The 16,713-nt window shown below is 68.7% G+C and carries 16 protein-coding genes and 1 riboswitch; of the genes, 10 read left to right on the forward strand and 6 right to left on the reverse strand.

The window, feature by feature from the left end; genetic code table 11:
* Window positions 1-96 precede the first annotated feature (96 nt).
* The 3 genes from BCEP18194_RS20230 to BCEP18194_RS20240 are packed head-to-tail and all read right to left on the reverse strand — an operon-like array spanning window position 97 to window position 2,719.
* A complete protein-coding gene (locus tag BCEP18194_RS20230; RefSeq protein ID WP_011353114.1) occupies window positions 97-1,347 on the reverse strand; it encodes an NAD(P)/FAD-dependent oxidoreductase in 1,251 nt (416 codons plus the stop codon).
* Between the two features lie 4 nt (window positions 1,348-1,351).
* A complete protein-coding gene (locus tag BCEP18194_RS20235; protein WP_011353115.1) occupies window positions 1,352-1,660 on the reverse strand; it encodes a non-heme iron oxygenase ferredoxin subunit in 309 nt (102 codons plus the stop codon).
* A 36-nt stretch (window positions 1,661-1,696) separates the two neighbouring features.
* Window positions 1,697-2,719, reverse strand: a complete 1,023-nt coding sequence (locus BCEP18194_RS20240) for a fatty acid desaturase family protein (protein ID WP_425266337.1) — start codon at window positions 2,717-2,719, stop codon at window positions 1,697-1,699.
* Between the two features lie 232 nt (window positions 2,720-2,951).
* On the opposite strand from BCEP18194_RS20240, the gene BCEP18194_RS20245 reads away from it, so the two are divergent.
* The 5 genes from BCEP18194_RS20245 to BCEP18194_RS20265 all read left to right on the forward strand — a co-directional run bounded on the left by BCEP18194_RS20245 (window position 2,952) and on the right by BCEP18194_RS20265 (window position 8,000).
* On the forward strand, window positions 2,952-4,016 hold the full coding sequence (locus BCEP18194_RS20245) for a LacI family DNA-binding transcriptional regulator (RefSeq protein ID WP_011353117.1): 1,065 nt from the start codon (window positions 2,952-2,954) through the stop codon (window positions 4,014-4,016).
* A gap of 156 nt (window positions 4,017-4,172) precedes the next feature.
* A complete protein-coding gene (locus tag BCEP18194_RS20250) occupies window positions 4,173-5,195 on the forward strand; it encodes a hypothetical protein (protein ID WP_041492949.1) in 1,023 nt (340 codons plus the stop codon).
* Between the two features lie 40 nt (window positions 5,196-5,235).
* Window positions 5,236-6,063, forward strand: coding sequence for a TIM barrel protein (locus tag BCEP18194_RS20255; RefSeq protein ID WP_011353119.1), 828 nt, complete (start codon window positions 5,236-5,238; stop codon window positions 6,061-6,063).
* A gap of 71 nt (window positions 6,064-6,134) precedes the next feature.
* Window positions 6,135-7,121 carry an inositol 2-dehydrogenase gene (gene iolG, locus BCEP18194_RS20260; protein ID WP_041492950.1) on the forward strand — a complete coding sequence of 329 codons (987 nt, stop codon included), beginning with the start codon at window positions 6,135-6,137 and terminating at the stop codon, window positions 7,119-7,121.
* 192 nt (window positions 7,122-7,313) lie between these two features.
* Window positions 7,314-8,000 (forward strand): HAD family hydrolase, encoded by a 687-nt coding sequence (locus tag BCEP18194_RS20265; RefSeq protein WP_011353121.1) that lies wholly within the window; start codon window positions 7,314-7,316, stop codon window positions 7,998-8,000.
* 98 nt (window positions 8,001-8,098) lie between these two features.
* On the opposite strand, the gene ribB is transcribed toward BCEP18194_RS20265, so the two are convergent.
* The 3 genes from ribB to BCEP18194_RS20280 all read right to left on the reverse strand — a co-directional run bounded on the left by ribB (window position 8,099) and on the right by BCEP18194_RS20280 (window position 11,379).
* Window positions 8,099-8,809 carry a 3,4-dihydroxy-2-butanone-4-phosphate synthase gene (ribB, locus tag BCEP18194_RS20270; RefSeq protein WP_011353122.1) on the reverse strand — a complete coding sequence of 237 codons (711 nt, stop codon included), beginning with the start codon at window positions 8,807-8,809 and terminating at the stop codon, window positions 8,099-8,101.
* Between the two features lie 118 nt (window positions 8,810-8,927).
* Window positions 8,928-9,076, reverse strand: a riboswitch (FMN riboswitch).
* Between the two features lie 194 nt (window positions 9,077-9,270).
* Window positions 9,271-9,972, reverse strand: a complete 702-nt coding sequence (locus tag BCEP18194_RS20275) for a helix-turn-helix domain-containing protein (protein WP_011353124.1) — start codon at window positions 9,970-9,972, stop codon at window positions 9,271-9,273.
* A 231-nt stretch (window positions 9,973-10,203) separates the two neighbouring features.
* On the reverse strand, window positions 10,204-11,379 hold the full coding sequence (locus BCEP18194_RS20280; protein WP_011353125.1) for an MFS transporter: 1,176 nt from the start codon (window positions 11,377-11,379) through the stop codon (window positions 10,204-10,206).
* Window positions 11,380-11,523: 144 nt separating this feature from the next.
* Here BCEP18194_RS20280 and BCEP18194_RS20285 point away from each other — a divergent pair, with 144 nt between their 5' ends.
* From BCEP18194_RS20285 to BCEP18194_RS20305, 5 genes are all read left to right on the forward strand, one after another.
* A complete protein-coding gene (locus BCEP18194_RS20285) occupies window positions 11,524-12,456 on the forward strand; it encodes a LysR family transcriptional regulator (protein ID WP_011353126.1) in 933 nt (310 codons plus the stop codon).
* Window positions 12,457-12,673: 217 nt separating this feature from the next.
* Window positions 12,674-14,047, forward strand: coding sequence for a tRNA (N6-isopentenyl adenosine(37)-C2)-methylthiotransferase MiaB (gene miaB / locus BCEP18194_RS20290; RefSeq protein ID WP_041492951.1), 1,374 nt, complete (start codon window positions 12,674-12,676; stop codon window positions 14,045-14,047).
* A gap of 29 nt (window positions 14,048-14,076) precedes the next feature.
* Window positions 14,077-15,123 (forward strand): PhoH family protein, encoded by a 1,047-nt coding sequence (locus BCEP18194_RS20295; protein ID WP_011353128.1) that lies wholly within the window; start codon window positions 14,077-14,079, stop codon window positions 15,121-15,123.
* A 147-nt stretch (window positions 15,124-15,270) separates the two neighbouring features.
* Window positions 15,271-16,047: an rRNA maturation RNase YbeY gene (gene ybeY, locus BCEP18194_RS20300; protein WP_011353129.1), complete on the forward strand. Its 777-nt coding sequence runs from the start codon at window positions 15,271-15,273 to the stop codon at window positions 16,045-16,047.
* Between the two features lie 12 nt (window positions 16,048-16,059).
* Complete coding sequence (locus tag BCEP18194_RS20305; RefSeq protein WP_011353130.1) at window positions 16,060-16,692, forward strand: gamma-glutamylcyclotransferase; 633 nt, start codon at window positions 16,060-16,062, stop codon at window positions 16,690-16,692.
* Window positions 16,693-16,713 lie beyond the last annotated feature (21 nt).

The raw sequence follows: 16,713 nt of genomic DNA on the forward strand, positions 1-16,713 counted from the left end.
GGCGCGGGTATCGCATCCGTGCCGCTTCTCCCCTCCTTCGTACTCGTTCCCACGGCCCGTGGCTCGCGCCAGATGCGCATTGCGCGCCTCGCTTCGCTACCTGCCGCCCGCCTCTCCGATCAGCGATTTCAGCTTCACGTTCACGTCCGCCACTGCGGTCGGCGTCACGCCCGCCCCACGCTCGACCAGCATCCGCGCAACCCGCATTTCCTTGATGAATCCCGACGCACGGCCGAACCCACTCGCGGCAACGAGCCGCGCACCGGCGTCGAAATGGAAATGGATTTCCGCGTCGTCGCCGAGCACGCGCGCGACCGACCGCTCGCCGAGCGCCGGCTCCCCGGCCACGTGCAGCTGCGCGTCGTATTGATCCGACCAGAACCACGGCGTGTCGCGATACGGCTCGTCGGCGCCGAGCATGTTGCGCGCGGCGACGCGCGCCTGGGTCTCGGCGCCGTGCCACGTCTCCTGCCGGACCGGCCGCCCCGACAACGCACTCGGAAACACCGCGACGTCGCCGGCCGCGTAAATGCCGTGCGCCGACGTCTCGAGCCGCTCGTTCACGACGATGCCACGCTCGACCGCGAGGCCCGCATCGCGCGCCAGCTCGTCGGCCGGCTCGATGCCGATGCCGGCGACGACCGTGTCGGCGATCAGCGTGTCGCCGTCGTCGAGCACGACGGCCAACGCGCCGCTCGCCGTCCGCTCGATCGCCACCGGCTTCCGGCTCACGCGAATGGCCACGCCCTGCTGTTCGTGAAGCGCGTGCACGCGCGCCGCGATCGTCTCCGGCACCGCGCGCCCGAGCAGGCGCGGCGCCGCATCGAGCACCGTCACGCGGCAGCCGCGCCGTCGCGCCGATGCCGCGACTTCGAGACCGATGAAGCCGCCGCCGATCAGCACGACCCGCGCATCGGGCACGAGCCGCGAGCCGAGCGCCGCCGCGTCGTCGAGCGTGCGCAACGCAAACACGCCGTCGAGCGTCGCGCCCGGAATCGCGAGTCGACGCGCGCGGCCGCCGGTCGCGAGCAGCAGCGCGTCGTAGCCGAACACGCGAGCGCCCGACACGTGCACTTCCCGCGCGCACGGATCGATACGCTCGACCGTCGCGACGACCGGCTCGATGCGATCGGCCACCCAGGCCTCCGGCTCGCGCAACCGGCACCGCGCCGCGCTGCGTTCGCCGGTCAGCACGCCCTTCGACAACGGCGGCCGTTCGTACGGCAGGTGCGCTTCCGCGCCGATCAGCACGATCCGCCCGCCCCAGCCGGACTCACGCAGCACCTGCGCCGCGCGGCCGCCCGCGTGGCCCGCGCCGACGATCGCCATCACCCGGTCGTTCGTCATCGCGTCACACCTCGATCAGGATGCGACCGTCTTCGATCTTCGCGCGGTACGTGCGCAGCTTCTCGCAGGCGGGCGCGGACAGCGGCCGGCCGTCACGCACGTCGAAGCGCCCGTTGTGCTTCGGGCATTCGATCACGTGGTCGATCACGAGCCCGTCCGCGAGATGCACGTGCTCGTGCGTGCACAGGCCGTCGCTCGCATAGACTTCGCCGTCGATGCGGTAGATCGCGTACGTGTGGCCGGCATGGTCGAAGCGCGCGACGTCTTCGTCGTCGATGTCGTCGAGCGCGCCGGTGTCGATCCATTGCGTCATGTTGCTTGTCTCCTCGGTTGGAAGGTTCGATGTCGGTCAGGCACGCGCGGCATCCGGCACGGGCCGCACGACGTAATGGGACGGGTCGCGCGTCTGCCGGACCAGCGCCGGCACGATCTCCGCATACGCGGCCAGCGTGCTGCGATACGGCGGCGGCATGTCGGCCTTCACGGCCTCGTGCAGCTTCGGCAGCGCGTGGAACGGCACCATCGGGAACATGTGGTGCTCGACGTGGTAGTTCATGTTCCAGTACAGGAAGCGGAACACCGGATTCATCATCACGGTCCGGCAGTTGCGCCGGTGATCGAGCACGTTCTCGGGCATGCCCGCGTGCTGCGTGAGGCCGAAGTACAGGTACAGCCACGCGCCGTAGAGGCTCGGCAGCCCGATGTAGAGCAGCGGCAGGATCGTGTGCCAGTAGAGCGAAGCACCGGTCACGAGCGCGTACACCGCGAGATGGATGCGACACTCGCGTACCACCTTCGGCCGTTCCGATTCGGGCACGTAGGTGCACTCCTCGTCGTCGAGCCGGCCGGTGAACGCGATCGCGATCATCTTGCGCAGCTCGCCGGCCACATGCTTCAGCGCGACGAGGTTCAGCACGAGCGAGAGCCAGTCGGTCGGCTTCGGCGCCGCGATTTCCGGATCGCGCCCGACGACCAGCGTATCGGTGTGATGGCGCGCATGGCTCCAGCGCCACGCCGTCGCGCGGCGGAACACCTGGAACGACGCGACCTGGTACAGCACGTCGTTCATCCAGCGCGTGCGGAACGCGGTGCCGTGCCCGCATTCGTGCCAGCGCGAGTCGGCCGGGCTGCAGTAGAGCGTGCCGTACACGAAGAACGCGGGGATCGCCCACGCCGAATGCGCGCGCCATGCCAGCCACGCGAGCACGCCGCTGATCGCGATCGCCGCGTACCAGATCAGCGTGTCGCGGATCGCGCGCGCGTCGCCGCGCTGCATCAGCTGCTTCATCAGCGGCCGCGGCACCGCGCACCGGTACCACGCGGCGTTGACGAGCCCGGCCGCCTGCGCGCGCTCGCCGGCGCCGCCGATCATCCGGTATTCGTGACGGCGCGCCGCCGTGCGGTCGTGCGCCTGGTCGTCGAGATGAACCACGTGCGTCTCCTTGATTCCTTGTCCGTAGGAAGCGCGGCAAGCGCTTCGGCATGGAATCAAAATTAGGCCCGCAGCCTCCCCCGCTCAATCGAAACGTTGACGAAATTTCGCCATCGCTTTAGCGTTCCTCGCATCGCCACGTCTCGATGGCGACACCACGATGGAGACAACCATGGCAGGCGAATCCGGGCCGCGCTGGCGCAAGCGCACCGCGCGCTTCGACGAGATCGCGGCGCTCGCCGGGGTCAGCACGACCACCGTCGACCGCGTGCTGAACGAGCGCGGCAGCGTCTCGGCGCAGGCGCGCGAACGCGTGGTGGCGGCCGCGCGGCAGCTCGGCGTGCCGCGCCAGCTGCCCGACACGCGGCACGGGCTGATCCACGTCGACGTGCTGCTGCCGGACACCGACGCGGCGTTCTTCCGGCGGCTGCAGCTGGCGCTGCAGCGCTCGCTGCAGATGCTCGACCGGCGCGTGGTCGTGCACCGGACGATCCTGCCCGCCGCCGACGACGAACGCGCCGCCACGCTGATCGAGCGGCCCGCGTACCGGCGCGCGGCGCTGATCGTCACGGCGCGCGACACGGCCCGCGTGCGCGACGCGCTGGCCGGCGCGATCGCGCGCGGCGAGACCGTCGTCACGATGGTCACCGACATCGGCGGCATCGACCGCGTGCACTTCGCGGGCATCGACAACTATCGCGCCGGGCGCACGGCCGGCTACTACATCGGCCGCCTGGCGGCACGCCCGGGCCGCGTGCTGCTGCTCGGCGGGCGCATGGGCTACCGCGCGCACGCGGACCGGATGGCCGGCTGCCGCGACCAGCTCGCCGAAGCGTTCGCCGCCGTCCGCTGCAACGACGAGCCGGTCGAGACGCTTGACCAGGACGACCGCTGCTACCGCGCCGTGACGAAGGCGCTGCAGGCGCACGACGACGTGGTCGCGATCTACAACAGCGGCGCGGGCTCGGCCGGCATCGAAGCGGCGCTGCGCAAGGCCGGCGCGGCTGGCCGCGTCGTGTGGATCGGCCACGAGATGATCGACCTGCACCGCACCTTCATCGAAGCCGGCGCGATGGATCTCGCGATCGACCAGGACCCGGACGGGCAGGTGATTTCCGCGCTGCAGCACGTGCTGCATGCGTGCGGGATCGTCGAACAGCCGCCGCCGGCCGATCCGGTCGAATTCCGCGTGTTCTGCCCGGCAAACGTGAGGACGAGCGCCTACCTGCCGGCGTGAATCCCAACGCCCGGCACACCGTCTGTCGCGCCGCATGCGCGTTGCGAAAAAATCGACCGCCGCATTGGCGATTTTTCGTCAACGTTTGTCATGCAGCCCGCGCCCCGCATCCGTACATTGGGCAGCCAATCCCATGACAATGGCGGACAGGAGACGATGGCTGAACCGATCCTCATCGGCGTGAACCTCGACGGCGTGCTCGAACACGACGGCCTGCCGTTGCCCGCGCCCGCCGAACGCTTCCGGATGGCCGCCGGCGCCGGCGTATTCGACTACGTCGAAAAGAATCCGGCGCGCGGCGAAGACCTGTCGCCGTATTTCGCGCTCGTCGAACGTCATGCGCTGCCGATTCGCGTGATCGGCGGCATCTGGTGCGCGGGGCGCGATGAAGCACACGTCGCCGAGATCGTCGACGCGGGCGCGCGTTTCGGCAGCACGGTGCTCAACTGTCAGCTGTATGCGCATCACGCGGACGGCCATCCGCTGTCCGACCGCGAAGTCGCCGATTTCTACCTGCGTACCTACGAGCGCGGCGAGCGAGCCGGCTGCCTGCCGAGCGTCGAAGTGCACGTCGACATGTGGAGCGAGGATTTCACGCGCGTCGCACGCGTCGCGCGGCTTGTCGAACAAGCCGGCGTGCCGTTCCGGATCACGCTCGATCATTCGCACCTGCTGTTCAAGATCGGCAATCGCGCCGAGCTCGACGCATCGGGCATGCGCGACGCGGCCGACGACGGCCGCCGGTTGCTCGACCCGGCATCGCCCGACGCGCTCTACACCGACTGGATCGCGCGCGGCTGGGTCCGGCATGCGCATGCGCGCAGCGTGATGCCGAACAATCCGGACAACCCGTGGATGCGCCGCGCCGACGGCCGGCCCGGGCGCGGCATCCAGTATCCGTTCGTCGCACCCGCACCGGGCGCTTATCACGGCGCATGGCACGCGGCGGCGCTCGATACGTGGAAGGCCGCGCTGCACCAGTTGCTGCAATCGCAGGCCCACGCACAACCGGCGCGCGTCGAGCAGATCAGCTGCGAGTTCATCCCGTTTCCCGACTACGGCGGCGGCGCACGCTATTCGATCTTCGACAACAACGTCGCGTGCGCGCACTGGCTGCGCGACACGTGGCACACCCTCGCCGCGCCACCGACAGCCGACCTCGCGCGCACCGGCACCTGATTCGAACCCCGCCCCCCACTCGAACCCCAAGGACAGAACGATGACGCAGGCCTTCCATTTTTCGCTGAACCGGATGAGCGCACCACGCTTGCCCTTCGACCGTTACGTCGCGCTATGCCGGCGCCTCGGCGTCGACACGATCGAGATCCGCAACGATCTCGACGGCGTCGAGATCGCCGACGGCACGCCGGCCGTCGCCGTACGCGCGACGGCCGAAGCCGGCGGCGTGACGATCCTGACGATCAACGCGCTGCAGCGCTTCGAGCAATGGAACGCCGAGCGCGCAGACGAGGCGACCGTGCTGGCCGACTACGCGACGCAATGCGGCGCGCGTGCGCTGGTGCTGTGCCCGACCAACAGCCTGAGCGACACGCGCGGCGCGGACGAGCGCCACGCGGATCTCGTGAAGGCACTGAAGGCGCTCAAGCCGATCCTCGACGCGCGTGGCCTGCTCGGCTTCATCGAACCGCTCGGTTTCGAGGAGTGCGCGCTGCGCCGCAAGTCGGATGCGGTGAAGGGCATCTACGACGCGGCGGGCGAGCAGGTGTTCCGGCTCGTGCACGACACGTTTCACCACCACCTGTCGGGCGAGGACATCTTCTTTCCGAACCTGACGGGCCTCGTGCACATCTCGGGCGTCGAGGAAGACGACCTGCCGGTCGACCGGATGCGCGACAGCCATCGCGTGCTGGTCGGCGGCGCCGACCGGCTCGGCAATATCCGGCAACTGCGCGAACTGCTCGCGCGCGGCTATCGCGGCGCGTTCTCGTTCGAGCCGTTCGCAAACGAAATCGCCGAAGCCGACGACATCGAGGACCGGCTGCGTTCGAGCATCGACTACGTGCGCGGTGAGCTGGCGGCTCAATGACTGCCGCCACGGCGTGCGGTCGACTTGAACCACGCGCCGGCGGAAAACCACAACATCAACAGGAGAACGGAATGATCGAATTCGCGTTGTTCGGCGCGGGACGCATCGGCAAGATCCACGCGGCGAATCTCGCGCGCCATCCGGGTGCGAAGCTGAAGTACGTCGTCGACCGGCATGCGCCGTCGGCCGAAGCGCTGGCCCATGCGCACGGCGCGCAGGTGGCCGACGTAGAACGCGCGCTCGGCGATCCGGCGATTACGGCGGTCGTGATCGCATCGAGCACCGACACGCATGCCGACCTGATCGTCGCGGCGGCGAATGCGGGCAAGGCCGTGTTCTGCGAGAAGCCCGTCGACCTGACCGTCGAGCGCTCGCGTGTGTGCGCGGACGTCGTCCGGCGCAGCGGCGTGACCTGCATGATCGGCTTCCAGCGCCGCTTCGACCCGACGTTCGCCGCGCTGAAGGCGCGCGTCGAGCGCGGCGAGATCGGTGCGCCTGAAATGCTGGTCGTCACGAGCCGCGACCCGGGCGCGCCGCCCGTCGACTACATCCGCAGCTCGGGCGGCATCTTCAAGGACATGCTGATCCACGATTTCGACGTGTTCCGCTGGATCCTCGGCGACGAAGCGCAGACGCTGCACGCGACCGGCAGCTGCCTGACCGATCCGGCCGTGCACGACGCGGGCGACATCGATTCGACTGCCGTGACGATCCGCACGCGGCGCGGGCTGCTGTGCCAGATCAACACGTCGCGGCGCGCCGCCTACGGCTACGACCAGCGTTTCGAGCTGCTCGGCAGCCACGGGATGCTGCAGGCCGGCAACGTGCGGCCGACCGAGGTGAGCGCGTGGCTCGCGGCCGGCATCGCGACGGATGTGCCGGAGCCGTTCTTCCTCGAACGCTACCGGCATGCGTACGCGGCCGAGATCGCGCACTTCGTCGACGCGCTGCGCGACGGCACGCCGGTCCGCACGACGATCGACGACGGGCTCGCCGCGCTCGAACTGGCCGAGGCCGCGATGACGTCATGGAAAACGGGGCGCGTAATCGAGCTGTAACGTCACCGGTAGCAAGCGGCGGCACACCGCTCAAGCGGGTCGCCGCCGGACGATCGGCTGCACACCGGAACGGCCTGTAGCGAGCACGCCGTCGCATCGGGAAAATTTGCCGAAGCGTCGCGCGGCGTCGGCGTGAAAACACGTATGATGGCGAATTGATCTGCGTCGCCGACATCCCGCTTTTTCACCACCATGCTCGATCACCTCATCTGCGACTGCGACGGCGTGCTCGTCGACAGCGAAGTCATCGCCGACCGCGTCCTGCTCGACACGCTGTCCGCCACGTTCCCGAATCTCGATTTCGAAGCCGCCGCCAAGTCGGCGTTCGGCCAGCAGACGTCGCGCTTCCTGGCGGGAATCGAATCCCGCTTCGGGATCGAGATGCCGGCCAACTTCATCGAGACCATCGAGCACAACATCGAGAGCGCGCTGGCGCAATCGCTCGCGCCGATCTCCGGCGTGCGCGACGCGCTGCTGAAGGTGAGCCTGCCGGTGGCCGTCGTGTCGAACAGCCGGCTCGCGCGCGTGCGCAGCTCGCTGAAGCGTGCGTCGCTCACCGAGATCTTCGGCGATCGCGTGTTCAGTTCCGAGCAGGTGGCGCGTCCGAAGCCCTACCCCGATGTGTACCTGCACGCGGCGCACACGCTCGGCGTCGCGCCGGAGCGCTGCATCGTCGTCGAGGACAGCGTGTCGGGGTTGAATGCCGCACGTGCGGCGGGCATGAAGACGATCGCGTTCGTCGGCGCGAGCCACATCCCCGACAACTACGCGGACGCGCTGCGCGCGATGGGCATCACGCGAATCATGCGCAAGATGGACGAACTGCCGGCGTTCGTCGAAGCCGGCATGCGCGGCGAATTCGGCGACGTGCAGTCCTGATGCTTTTGACGGCCCGACCAGGCTGATCGGGCCGATCCGGCGTGCGCCGGTTCACGCACGCCGTGCCACGGGCGCGAACGCGCCCGCCTTCCTTTCCCTCAGGCCGGCTCGCAGCAGCGCTCGCGCGCGGCGGCCAGCGCCTCGCGGAACTCGACGAGTTCCGCGATCGTCAGCATCGGCAGCCCGTGCTGTTGCGCGAAACGCTCGACATCGTCGCCACGCGTCATCGTGCCGTCCGGATTCATCAGCTCGCACAGCACGCCGGCCGGCTTCAGGCCCGCGAGGATCGACAGGTCGACCGTGCCTTCGGTGTGACCGCGGCGTGCCAGCACGCCGCCCGGTTGCGCACGCAACGGAAACACGTGGCCGGGACGCACGATGTCGTGCGGCTTCGCACCTTCTGCGATGGCCGCGCGGATCGTCGTCACGCGATCGGCCGCCGACACGCCCGTATGCACACCTTCGCGTGCCTCGATCGATACGGTGAACGCGGTGCCGTTGCGGCTCTCGTTGGTCTGCACCATCGGCGGCAGTTCGAGCGCACGCACCGTGTCGTCGGTCAGGCACAGGCACACGATGCCGCTGCATTCGCGGATCAGCAGCGCCATCGTCTCGGGCGTGATGCGCTCGGCGGCAACGATCAGGTCGGCTTCGTTCTCGCGGTCGTGGTCGTCCTGCAGCACGACCGCACGGCCTGCGCGCATCGCTTCGAGCGCGGCGGCGATGCGCGGCGGCACCGGTTCGGAATCCAGCAACGGGAGATCGGCAAAGGCGTCGGCGGGTGCCGACGAAATGGACATCAAGGACATGTGAAACGCTCCTCGCGAATACGATTTGGGCGAAAAACGTTTCAGGGCATTGCAAACAGACAGAACGACAACCCGCTTCGCACGCATGGCGAAGCGGCCCTGACGGACATGACTATCTGCACATCTTCTCTCATCCGGACTATGACCGTCGGCTCTGGCATTCGACCAGATCTGCTGACCCCGCGCGGATGCGCGGGCGCTCGCGGGCTCGCCGGCTTACGCCAGCCTACCGCCGGTGGGGAATTTCGCCCCGCCCTGAAGACGCACTGATTGCCGGATGGGGCAACCCCATCTGCGGCGGGCCAAGCATACAACAGCTGCGCGCGCGGCGCAGCGAACACCCTCTAAAACCTTACTGACGACTCCGTCTAACGGCATCGTCCAAACGGCCGACGAACGACCCGCGATCGCGCCCGAACGACGCGAACGCAGCCCGCTTCCGTGCGACCTGCGTGGCCCGATCAGCCGGCCGCGTGCGCGGCATGTGCCGCGTGCGCCGCATCGGGCACCAGCCAGCGCGGCGGCACCTCGGGGCTCACCGTCACGCGAAACGCACGCGCTTCGCTGTCGCCCGGGTTGCGCAGGCTGTACGGCTGGTCGGCATCGAACACGATCGCATCGCCGGTGGCAAGCAACTGGCGGCGCTCATGCACGCTGACTTCGAGCGTGCCCTCGCTGACGACGAGGTTGACCGTCGTGCCGGGTGCACGGCGGGCGCCGGGCTCCGTATGCAGCGGCGCGATCCGCAGCTCGTGGAATTCGGCCGCGGCCGGCTCGCCTTCCGGGTACAGCGCGCGCGCCGAGAAGCGGCCGTTCGAGCTGACGACCCGCGACGCGCGCTCGGCCGCCAGATGCTCGAAGCCATTCACCGCATGGCGGCGCAGGAATGCGGCGACCGAGACCTTCAGCGCCGCGGCGATCTTGCAGAGCACCTTGATCGACGGCACGCTGCGCGCCGACTCGATCTGCGCGAGCATCGCACGCGACACGCCGGACAGCCGTGCGAGCGCATCGAGCGACAGTTGCCGCTCGGCGCGCAACCGCGCGAGGTTCACGCCAACGACCTGTTCGAGAACGTCGAGCGACGCGGACGCCCGCGCATCGGCGGCGTTGCCGGACTCGAAGGAAGACACGTCGCGCACGAGCGCCAGGGATGAAGACATAGCATTGCCTCCGGGCCGCTTGTGCAGCCCTGCGTATGGGGTAAGCCGGGATCGGAATCGGGTTGCGCCAGCAACGGCGCGTATCGAGACGCTATCACCCGGCCTTGCACCGGCAAACGAAGTTATCTTCACACCGTTATCAGCATCGCGGAGGAATGCGTTTCTCGCGACCCTTTTCCTGCCGCTATCGCGTCGCACGAGCGCCGCTCATTGCATCGCTCGTTACATCGCTCATTGCGCCGCTGGCGCCGCGCCGCGTGCCGGCCCGCGCGCGCCGAGCCGCATCGCGAACCACGTGACGACGAGCGCCGCGAACGTCACCGCGACGGCCACCCACGGCAACGCGTCGAGCGCGAGGCCGTGACCGAGCGCAAGGCCGCCGAGCCACGCGCCGAGCGCATTGCCGACGTTGAACGCGCCGATGTTCAGCGTCGAGGCGAGATGCGGCGCGCTCGCGGCCTTCTCGACCACGTGCGCCTGCAGCGGCGGCACCGTCGCGAACGCAGCGATCCCCCACACGAACACGGTCACGGCCGCCGCGACCGGATGGTGGCTCGTCCTGGCGAATACGACCATCACGGCCATCAGCGCGACGAGGATCGCGATCAACGACGGCATCAGCGCGCGGTCCGCGAGCTTGCCGCCGAGCGTGTTGCCGATTGTCAGTCCCGCGCCGAACAGCACGAGGATCAGCGCGACCGCACGCGGCGAATAGCCCGACACGGACTGGAGAATCGGCGCGATGTACGTGAACACGACGAACACGCCGCCGAAGCCGAGCACGGTCATCAACAGCGCGAGCCACACCTGCGGCTCCTTCAGCACGCGCACTTCGTGACCGAGGCCGACCGGCCCGCTGTCGTGGCGATTCGGCACGAGCGCGGCTACGCCGCCGAGCGCCAGCACGCCGAGCGCGGCGACGATCCAGAACGATGCACGCCAGCCGAGCAACTGGCCGACGAAGGTGCCGAACGGCACGCCGAGCACGTTCGACAGCGTGAGCCCCGTGAACATCAGCGCGATCGCGCTCGCGCGCTTGTCGGTCGGCACGAGCGACGCGGCGACCACCGCGCCTATCCCGAAGAACGACCCGTGCGCGAACGACGTGACGACGCGCGCGACCATCAGCATCGCGTAGCCGGACGCGGTCGCGCACAGCACGTTGCCGACGATGAAGATCGCCATCAGCAACTGCAGCGCGGCCTTGCGCGGCATGCGGCTCGTCAGCACCGCGAGCAGCGGCGCGCCGGCCGCGACACCGAGCGCGTAGCCGGTGACCAGCAGGCCGGCCGACGGCAGCGACACGGCCAGGTCGTGCGCGACTTCGGGCAGCAGGCCCATGATGATGAACTCGGTGGTACCGATGGCGAAGGCGCTGATCGCAAGCGCCAGTAACGGGATGGGCATGACGTTCTCCGGAAGGCGGCGGGCGCGGCGCCCGGTCGGTGCCGCACCGCACAAAAGGCAGGTTGTGCGCATTGTCCCGAAGATGCCTATATTTGATAATTGGCGTGGCATTTGAACCATTTTCAAATATTTCTGAAAAATCCCATGGATCGACTGGGCGATATCCGGCTGTTCGTCGAGGCGGCCGAGCTGGGCAGCCTGTCCGCCGCCGGGCGCAAGCTGAACCTCACGCCGGCCGCCGCGAGCGCGCGCCTCGCCAAGCTCGAGGCGGCGGTCGCCACCCGGCTGTTCGACCGCTCGACCCGGCAGTTGCGGCTCACCGACGAGGGCCGCCTGTACCTGAACGGCTGCCGGCAGGCATTGCAGGCGCTCGACGACGCGAACGCGCTGCTGCAGGCCGGCCGCAATGTCGTCGGCGGCCGGGTGCGGCTGTCGGCGACGTCCGATTTCGGCCGCCGCCGGCTGCTCGACTGGCTCGACGAATTCACCGCGCGCTACCCGGACGTGACGTTCTCGCTGACGGCGTCCGACTCGACGGTGAACCTGTGGCAGGACGAGATCGACCTCGCGATCCGCTTCGCCGCGCCGCCCGACGGCGCACTGATCGCCCGCCGGCTCGCCGCGGACCGGCGCGTGCCGTGCGCGGCGCCGTCCTTCATCGAGCGCCACGGCGTGCCGAACGACCCCCACGATCTGGCCCGCTTTCCGTGCAACGTGATCACGGTGGCGTCCGGGCCGATGAACACGTGGCGCTTCACGCGCGGCGACGACACGCAAACCTGCACGGTGCCGCTCGGCACCGCATTCGAGACCAACGACGGCGGCCTCGCCCGCGAGTGGGCGCTGCGTGGCCGCGGCATCGTGCTGAACTCGATCTGGGATGTCGCCGACGACATCCGTGCCGGGCGGCTCAAGGTCCTGCTGCCCGACTGGCGGCACCAGAGCGCGCCGCTGCACGCGATCTATCCCGGCAAGCGCTACATGGCGCCACGCGTGCGCGTGCTGCTCGACTTTCTCGCCGAACGCTTCGCGCGCGAGGAAGCCGCGCATGAAGACCTGTTGAATGCGTGCCGCTGACGGCCGGCACGCCACCATTCAAGGGTCGGAACGTGACGGACGGCGTCGCGCGGCCGCAACCCGCCGCCCGTCCCGACCAGCATGAAAAGCTATAATGGAAGGCTTTCCCGACGGCTTTTCATGCTGGCTGCGCGCGATCCGCGTGCAGCGCACGGCCGTCCCGATTCACCCTATAGACGACGCCCCCAGGTCAACCACTGCGAACGGCGAACCCCCCATGACCAAGAAAGTTTACGTAAAGACCTTCGGCTGCCAGATGAACGAGTACGACTCGGACAAGATGGTGGACGTGCTGAATGCGGCCGAAGGCCTCGAAAAGACCGATACGCCGGAAGACGCGGACATCATCCTGTTCAACACCTGCTCGGTGCGTGAAAAGGCGCAGGAGAAGGTGTTCTCCGATCTCGGCCGCGTGCGCGAGCTGAAGGAAGCGAAGCCCGGCCTGCTGATCGGCGTCGGCGGCTGCGTCGCGAGCCAGGAAGGCGCATCGATCGTGTCGCGCGCGCCGTACGTCGACCTCGTGTTCGGCCCGCAAACCCTGCACCGCCTGCCGCAGATGATCGACGCGCGCCGCGAGAGCGGCCGTGCGCAGGTCGACATCTCGTTCCCCGAAATCGAGAAGTTCGACCACCTGCCGCCCGCGCGCGTCGAGGGGCCGAGCGCATTCGTGTCGATCATGGAAGGCTGCTCGAAGTACTGCAGCTACTGCGTGGTGCCGTACACGCGCGGCGATGAAGTGTCGCGCCCGCTCGACGACGTACTGACCGAAGTGGCCGGCCTCGCCGACCAGGGCGTGCGCGAAGTCACGCTGCTCGGCCAGAACGTGAACGCGTATCGCGGCGCGCTGGCGGCCGGCTCGTCGGAAATCGCCGATTTCGCAACGCTGATCGAATACGTCGCCGACATCCCCGGCATCGAGCGGATCCGCTACACGACGTCGCACCCGAAGGAATTCACGCAGCGCCTGATCGACACCTACGCGAAGGTGCCGAAGCTCGTGAACCACCTGCACCTGCCCGTCCAGCACGGCTCCGACCGCATCCTGATGGCGATGAAGCGCGGCTACACGGTGCTCGAATACAAGTCGGTGATCCGCAAGCTGCGCGCGATCCGCCCGGACCTGTCGCTGTCGACCGACATGATCGTCGGCTTCCCCGGCGAGACCGAGGACGATTTCGACAAGATGATGGCGCTCGTGCACGAGATGAGCTACGACACCAGCTTCTCGTTCATCTACAGCCCGCGCCCCGGCACACCGGCCGCGAACCTGCACGACGACACGCCGCGCGACGTGAAGCTCAAACGCCTGCAACATCTGCAGGCGACCATCGAGGAAAACGTCGCGCGCATCAGCCAGTCGATGGTCGGGAAGGTCGAGCGGATCCTCGTCGAGGGCCCGTCGCGCAAGGACCCGAACGAACTCGCGGGCCGCACGGAGAACAACCGGGTCGTGAATTTCCCGGCGCCGCTCGCGTCGCACCCGCGCCTGATCGGCCAGATGATCGACGTGAAGATCAACCATGCGTACCCGCATTCGCTGCGCGGCGAGCTCGTGCTCGTCAGCGACGACGCGAGCGCGGCCACCCACTGACTGACGCTCAACAGGAACCCGACGCCACTTTGAAGCCGACCCAAGCACTGGAATTCGTCGCGCCGCGCGACGACAACGCGCGCCTCGCCAACCTCTGCGGCCCGCTCGACGAGAACCTGCGGCAGATCGAACAGGCGCTCGACGTCACGCTATCGCGACGCGGCCACCGGATCGCGATTCGCGGCCGCGGCGCCAAGCTCGCGCTCGCCGCGCTCGAGAACTTCTACAACCGCGCGCGCGATGCGTTGTCGGTCGACGACATCCAGCTCGCGCTGGTCGAAGTACGCCACACGGCCGGCAACGGCCGCCAGGACACGCTCGACGTGCGCTTTCGCGGCGACCCCGACCATCCGTTCGACGACCCCATCGTACAACTCGACGCCAGCGAGCCGGACGAGGAGCCCGCACCGAAGCTCTACACGCGGCGCGCCGACCTGCGCGGCCGCACGCCGGCACAGCGCGAATACCTGAAGCAGATCCTTTCGCACGACGTGACGCTCGGCGTCGGGCCGGCCGGCACCGGCAAGACCTACCTCGCGGTCGCGTGCGCGGTCGACGCGCTCGAACGCGACCAGGTCAAGCGGATCGTGCTGACGCGCCCGGCCGTCGAGGCCGGCGAGCGGCTCGGCTTCCTGCCGGGCGATCTCGCGCAGAAGGTCGACCCGTACCTGCGCCCGCTGTACGACGCGCTGTACGACCTGCTCGGCTTCGACAAGACGGCGAAGATGTTCGAGCGCCAGATGATCGAGATCGCGCCGCTCGCGTACATGCGCGGCCGCACGCTGAACCACGCGTTCATCATCCTCGACGAGGCGCAGAACACGACGCCCGAACAGATGAAGATGTTCCTCACGCGGATCGGCTTCGGCTCAAAGGCGGTCGTGACCGGCGACACGAGCCAGGTCGACCTGCCGCGCGGCCACAAGAGCGGCCTCGTCGAGGCGCAGCAAGTGCTCGGCGGCGTGCGCGGCATCGCGCTCACGCGCTTCACGAGCGCGGACGTCGTGCGCCATCCGCTCGTCGCGCGCATCGTCGAGGCATACGACGAATTCCACGCGCAGCACCAGGACGGCTGACCGGCCGGCGGCACCTGCACGCCGCCCCGGCCCGACAGCCCGGCCCGGCCCGCCAGACGGCGCGCCGGGCTTTTTTTCGCCTGCTTGAATTCGGGTGCGATCGGCCGTTTGGTGTATCCTCAACGCGTCCTAATCGCCGCACGCGTCATGAAATCCTCCCGTTCTCGCAAGTCCGGGCGCGCCCAGTCCACCGCGCCCGCCTCCCCCCGCCTTTCGCTGTTCGACGCGAAGGGCAAGGCCCGGACCGTCAACGCGCAAGGGCTGCGAATCGACTTCCCGGATGGCCGCAGCCTGATGTTCGACCTGTCGGGCAGTTCGGGAGAAGCCGCCGTCGCGATCGTCGCGCAGCACAACGATCCGGCCATGCGCGCGAAGCTCGCGCTGCAGCCCGAGCACTACGACAGCGTGACGCTGCACGTGGGCGCCGAGCCCGCACCGCGCGAAGACGACACCGAAGACGCGCTACGCGAGCCCGAGCTCGACCTGTCCGTGCAATACGGTGACGAAATCACGAGCGACGTGCGCAAGACGCTGCCGAAGCGCAAGCTGATCGCCGAATGGATCGAGCCAGCGCTGTTCGCCAGCGCGCAGCTCACCGTGCGCTTCGTCGGCGAGGAAGAAGGCCGCACGCTGAACGCCGGCTATCGCCACAAGGACTACCCGACCAACGTGCTGACCTTCGCGTACGACGCGGCGCCCGACGGCACCGTGATCGGCGACCTCGTGCTGTGCTGCCCGGTGGTCGAGAAGGAAGCGCACGAGCAGGGCAAGCCGCTCACGGCCCACTACGCGCACCTGCTGGTACACGGCGCACTGCATGCGCAGGGCTACGACCACGAGACGAGCGACGAAGACGCGGCCGAGATGGAAGCGCTCGAAGTCGACATCCTCGCGAAGCTGGGCTTCCCGAACCCGTACCAGTAAGCCCTCTGCACGATGCGCAACGCCGCGACGCTCCCGCCTGCCTACCCGCCGTCGATCGGCGACGGGCGTCTGCTGACGGAAGACGAGCTCGCGGCCTCGCTCGCACACACGATGCGCGACTGGGACGGCCAGCAGGATCTCTGGCTGTTCGGCTATGGCTCGCTGATCTGGAACCCGGGGTTGCCGACCATCACCGCCGTGCGCGGCAAGGTGCACGGCTATCACCGCGGGCTCTACCTGTGGTCGCGCGTGAACCGCGGCACCCCCGAACGCCCGGGCCTCGTGCTCGCGCTCGATCGCGGCGGCTCATGCTCGGGCATTGCGTTCCGGCTCGCCGGCCCGACCGCGCAACCGCACCTCGAAACGTTGTGGAAACGCGAGATGCCGATGGGTTCGTACCGGCCCGCGTGGCTGCCGTGCTCGCTGGAAAACGGTGAACGCGTGAACGCGCTCGCGTTCGTGATGCGCCGCGACGCGCCCACCTACACGGGCAAGCTGACCGATCCCGTCGTGAAGGAAGTGTTCGGCTGCGCGGCCGGCCGTTACGGCACGACACTCGACTACGTGAGCCGCACGGTCGACGCGCTGCGCGCGAGCGGCATCCCCGATCGCGCGCTGGAAGGGCTGCTCGCGCGATGCCGGTGACGCGGCCCGGCGCCCGGCTTG

The organism is Burkholderia lata (assembly GCF_000012945.1).
GTDB classification, from domain to species: domain Bacteria; phylum Pseudomonadota; class Gammaproteobacteria; order Burkholderiales; family Burkholderiaceae; genus Burkholderia; species Burkholderia lata.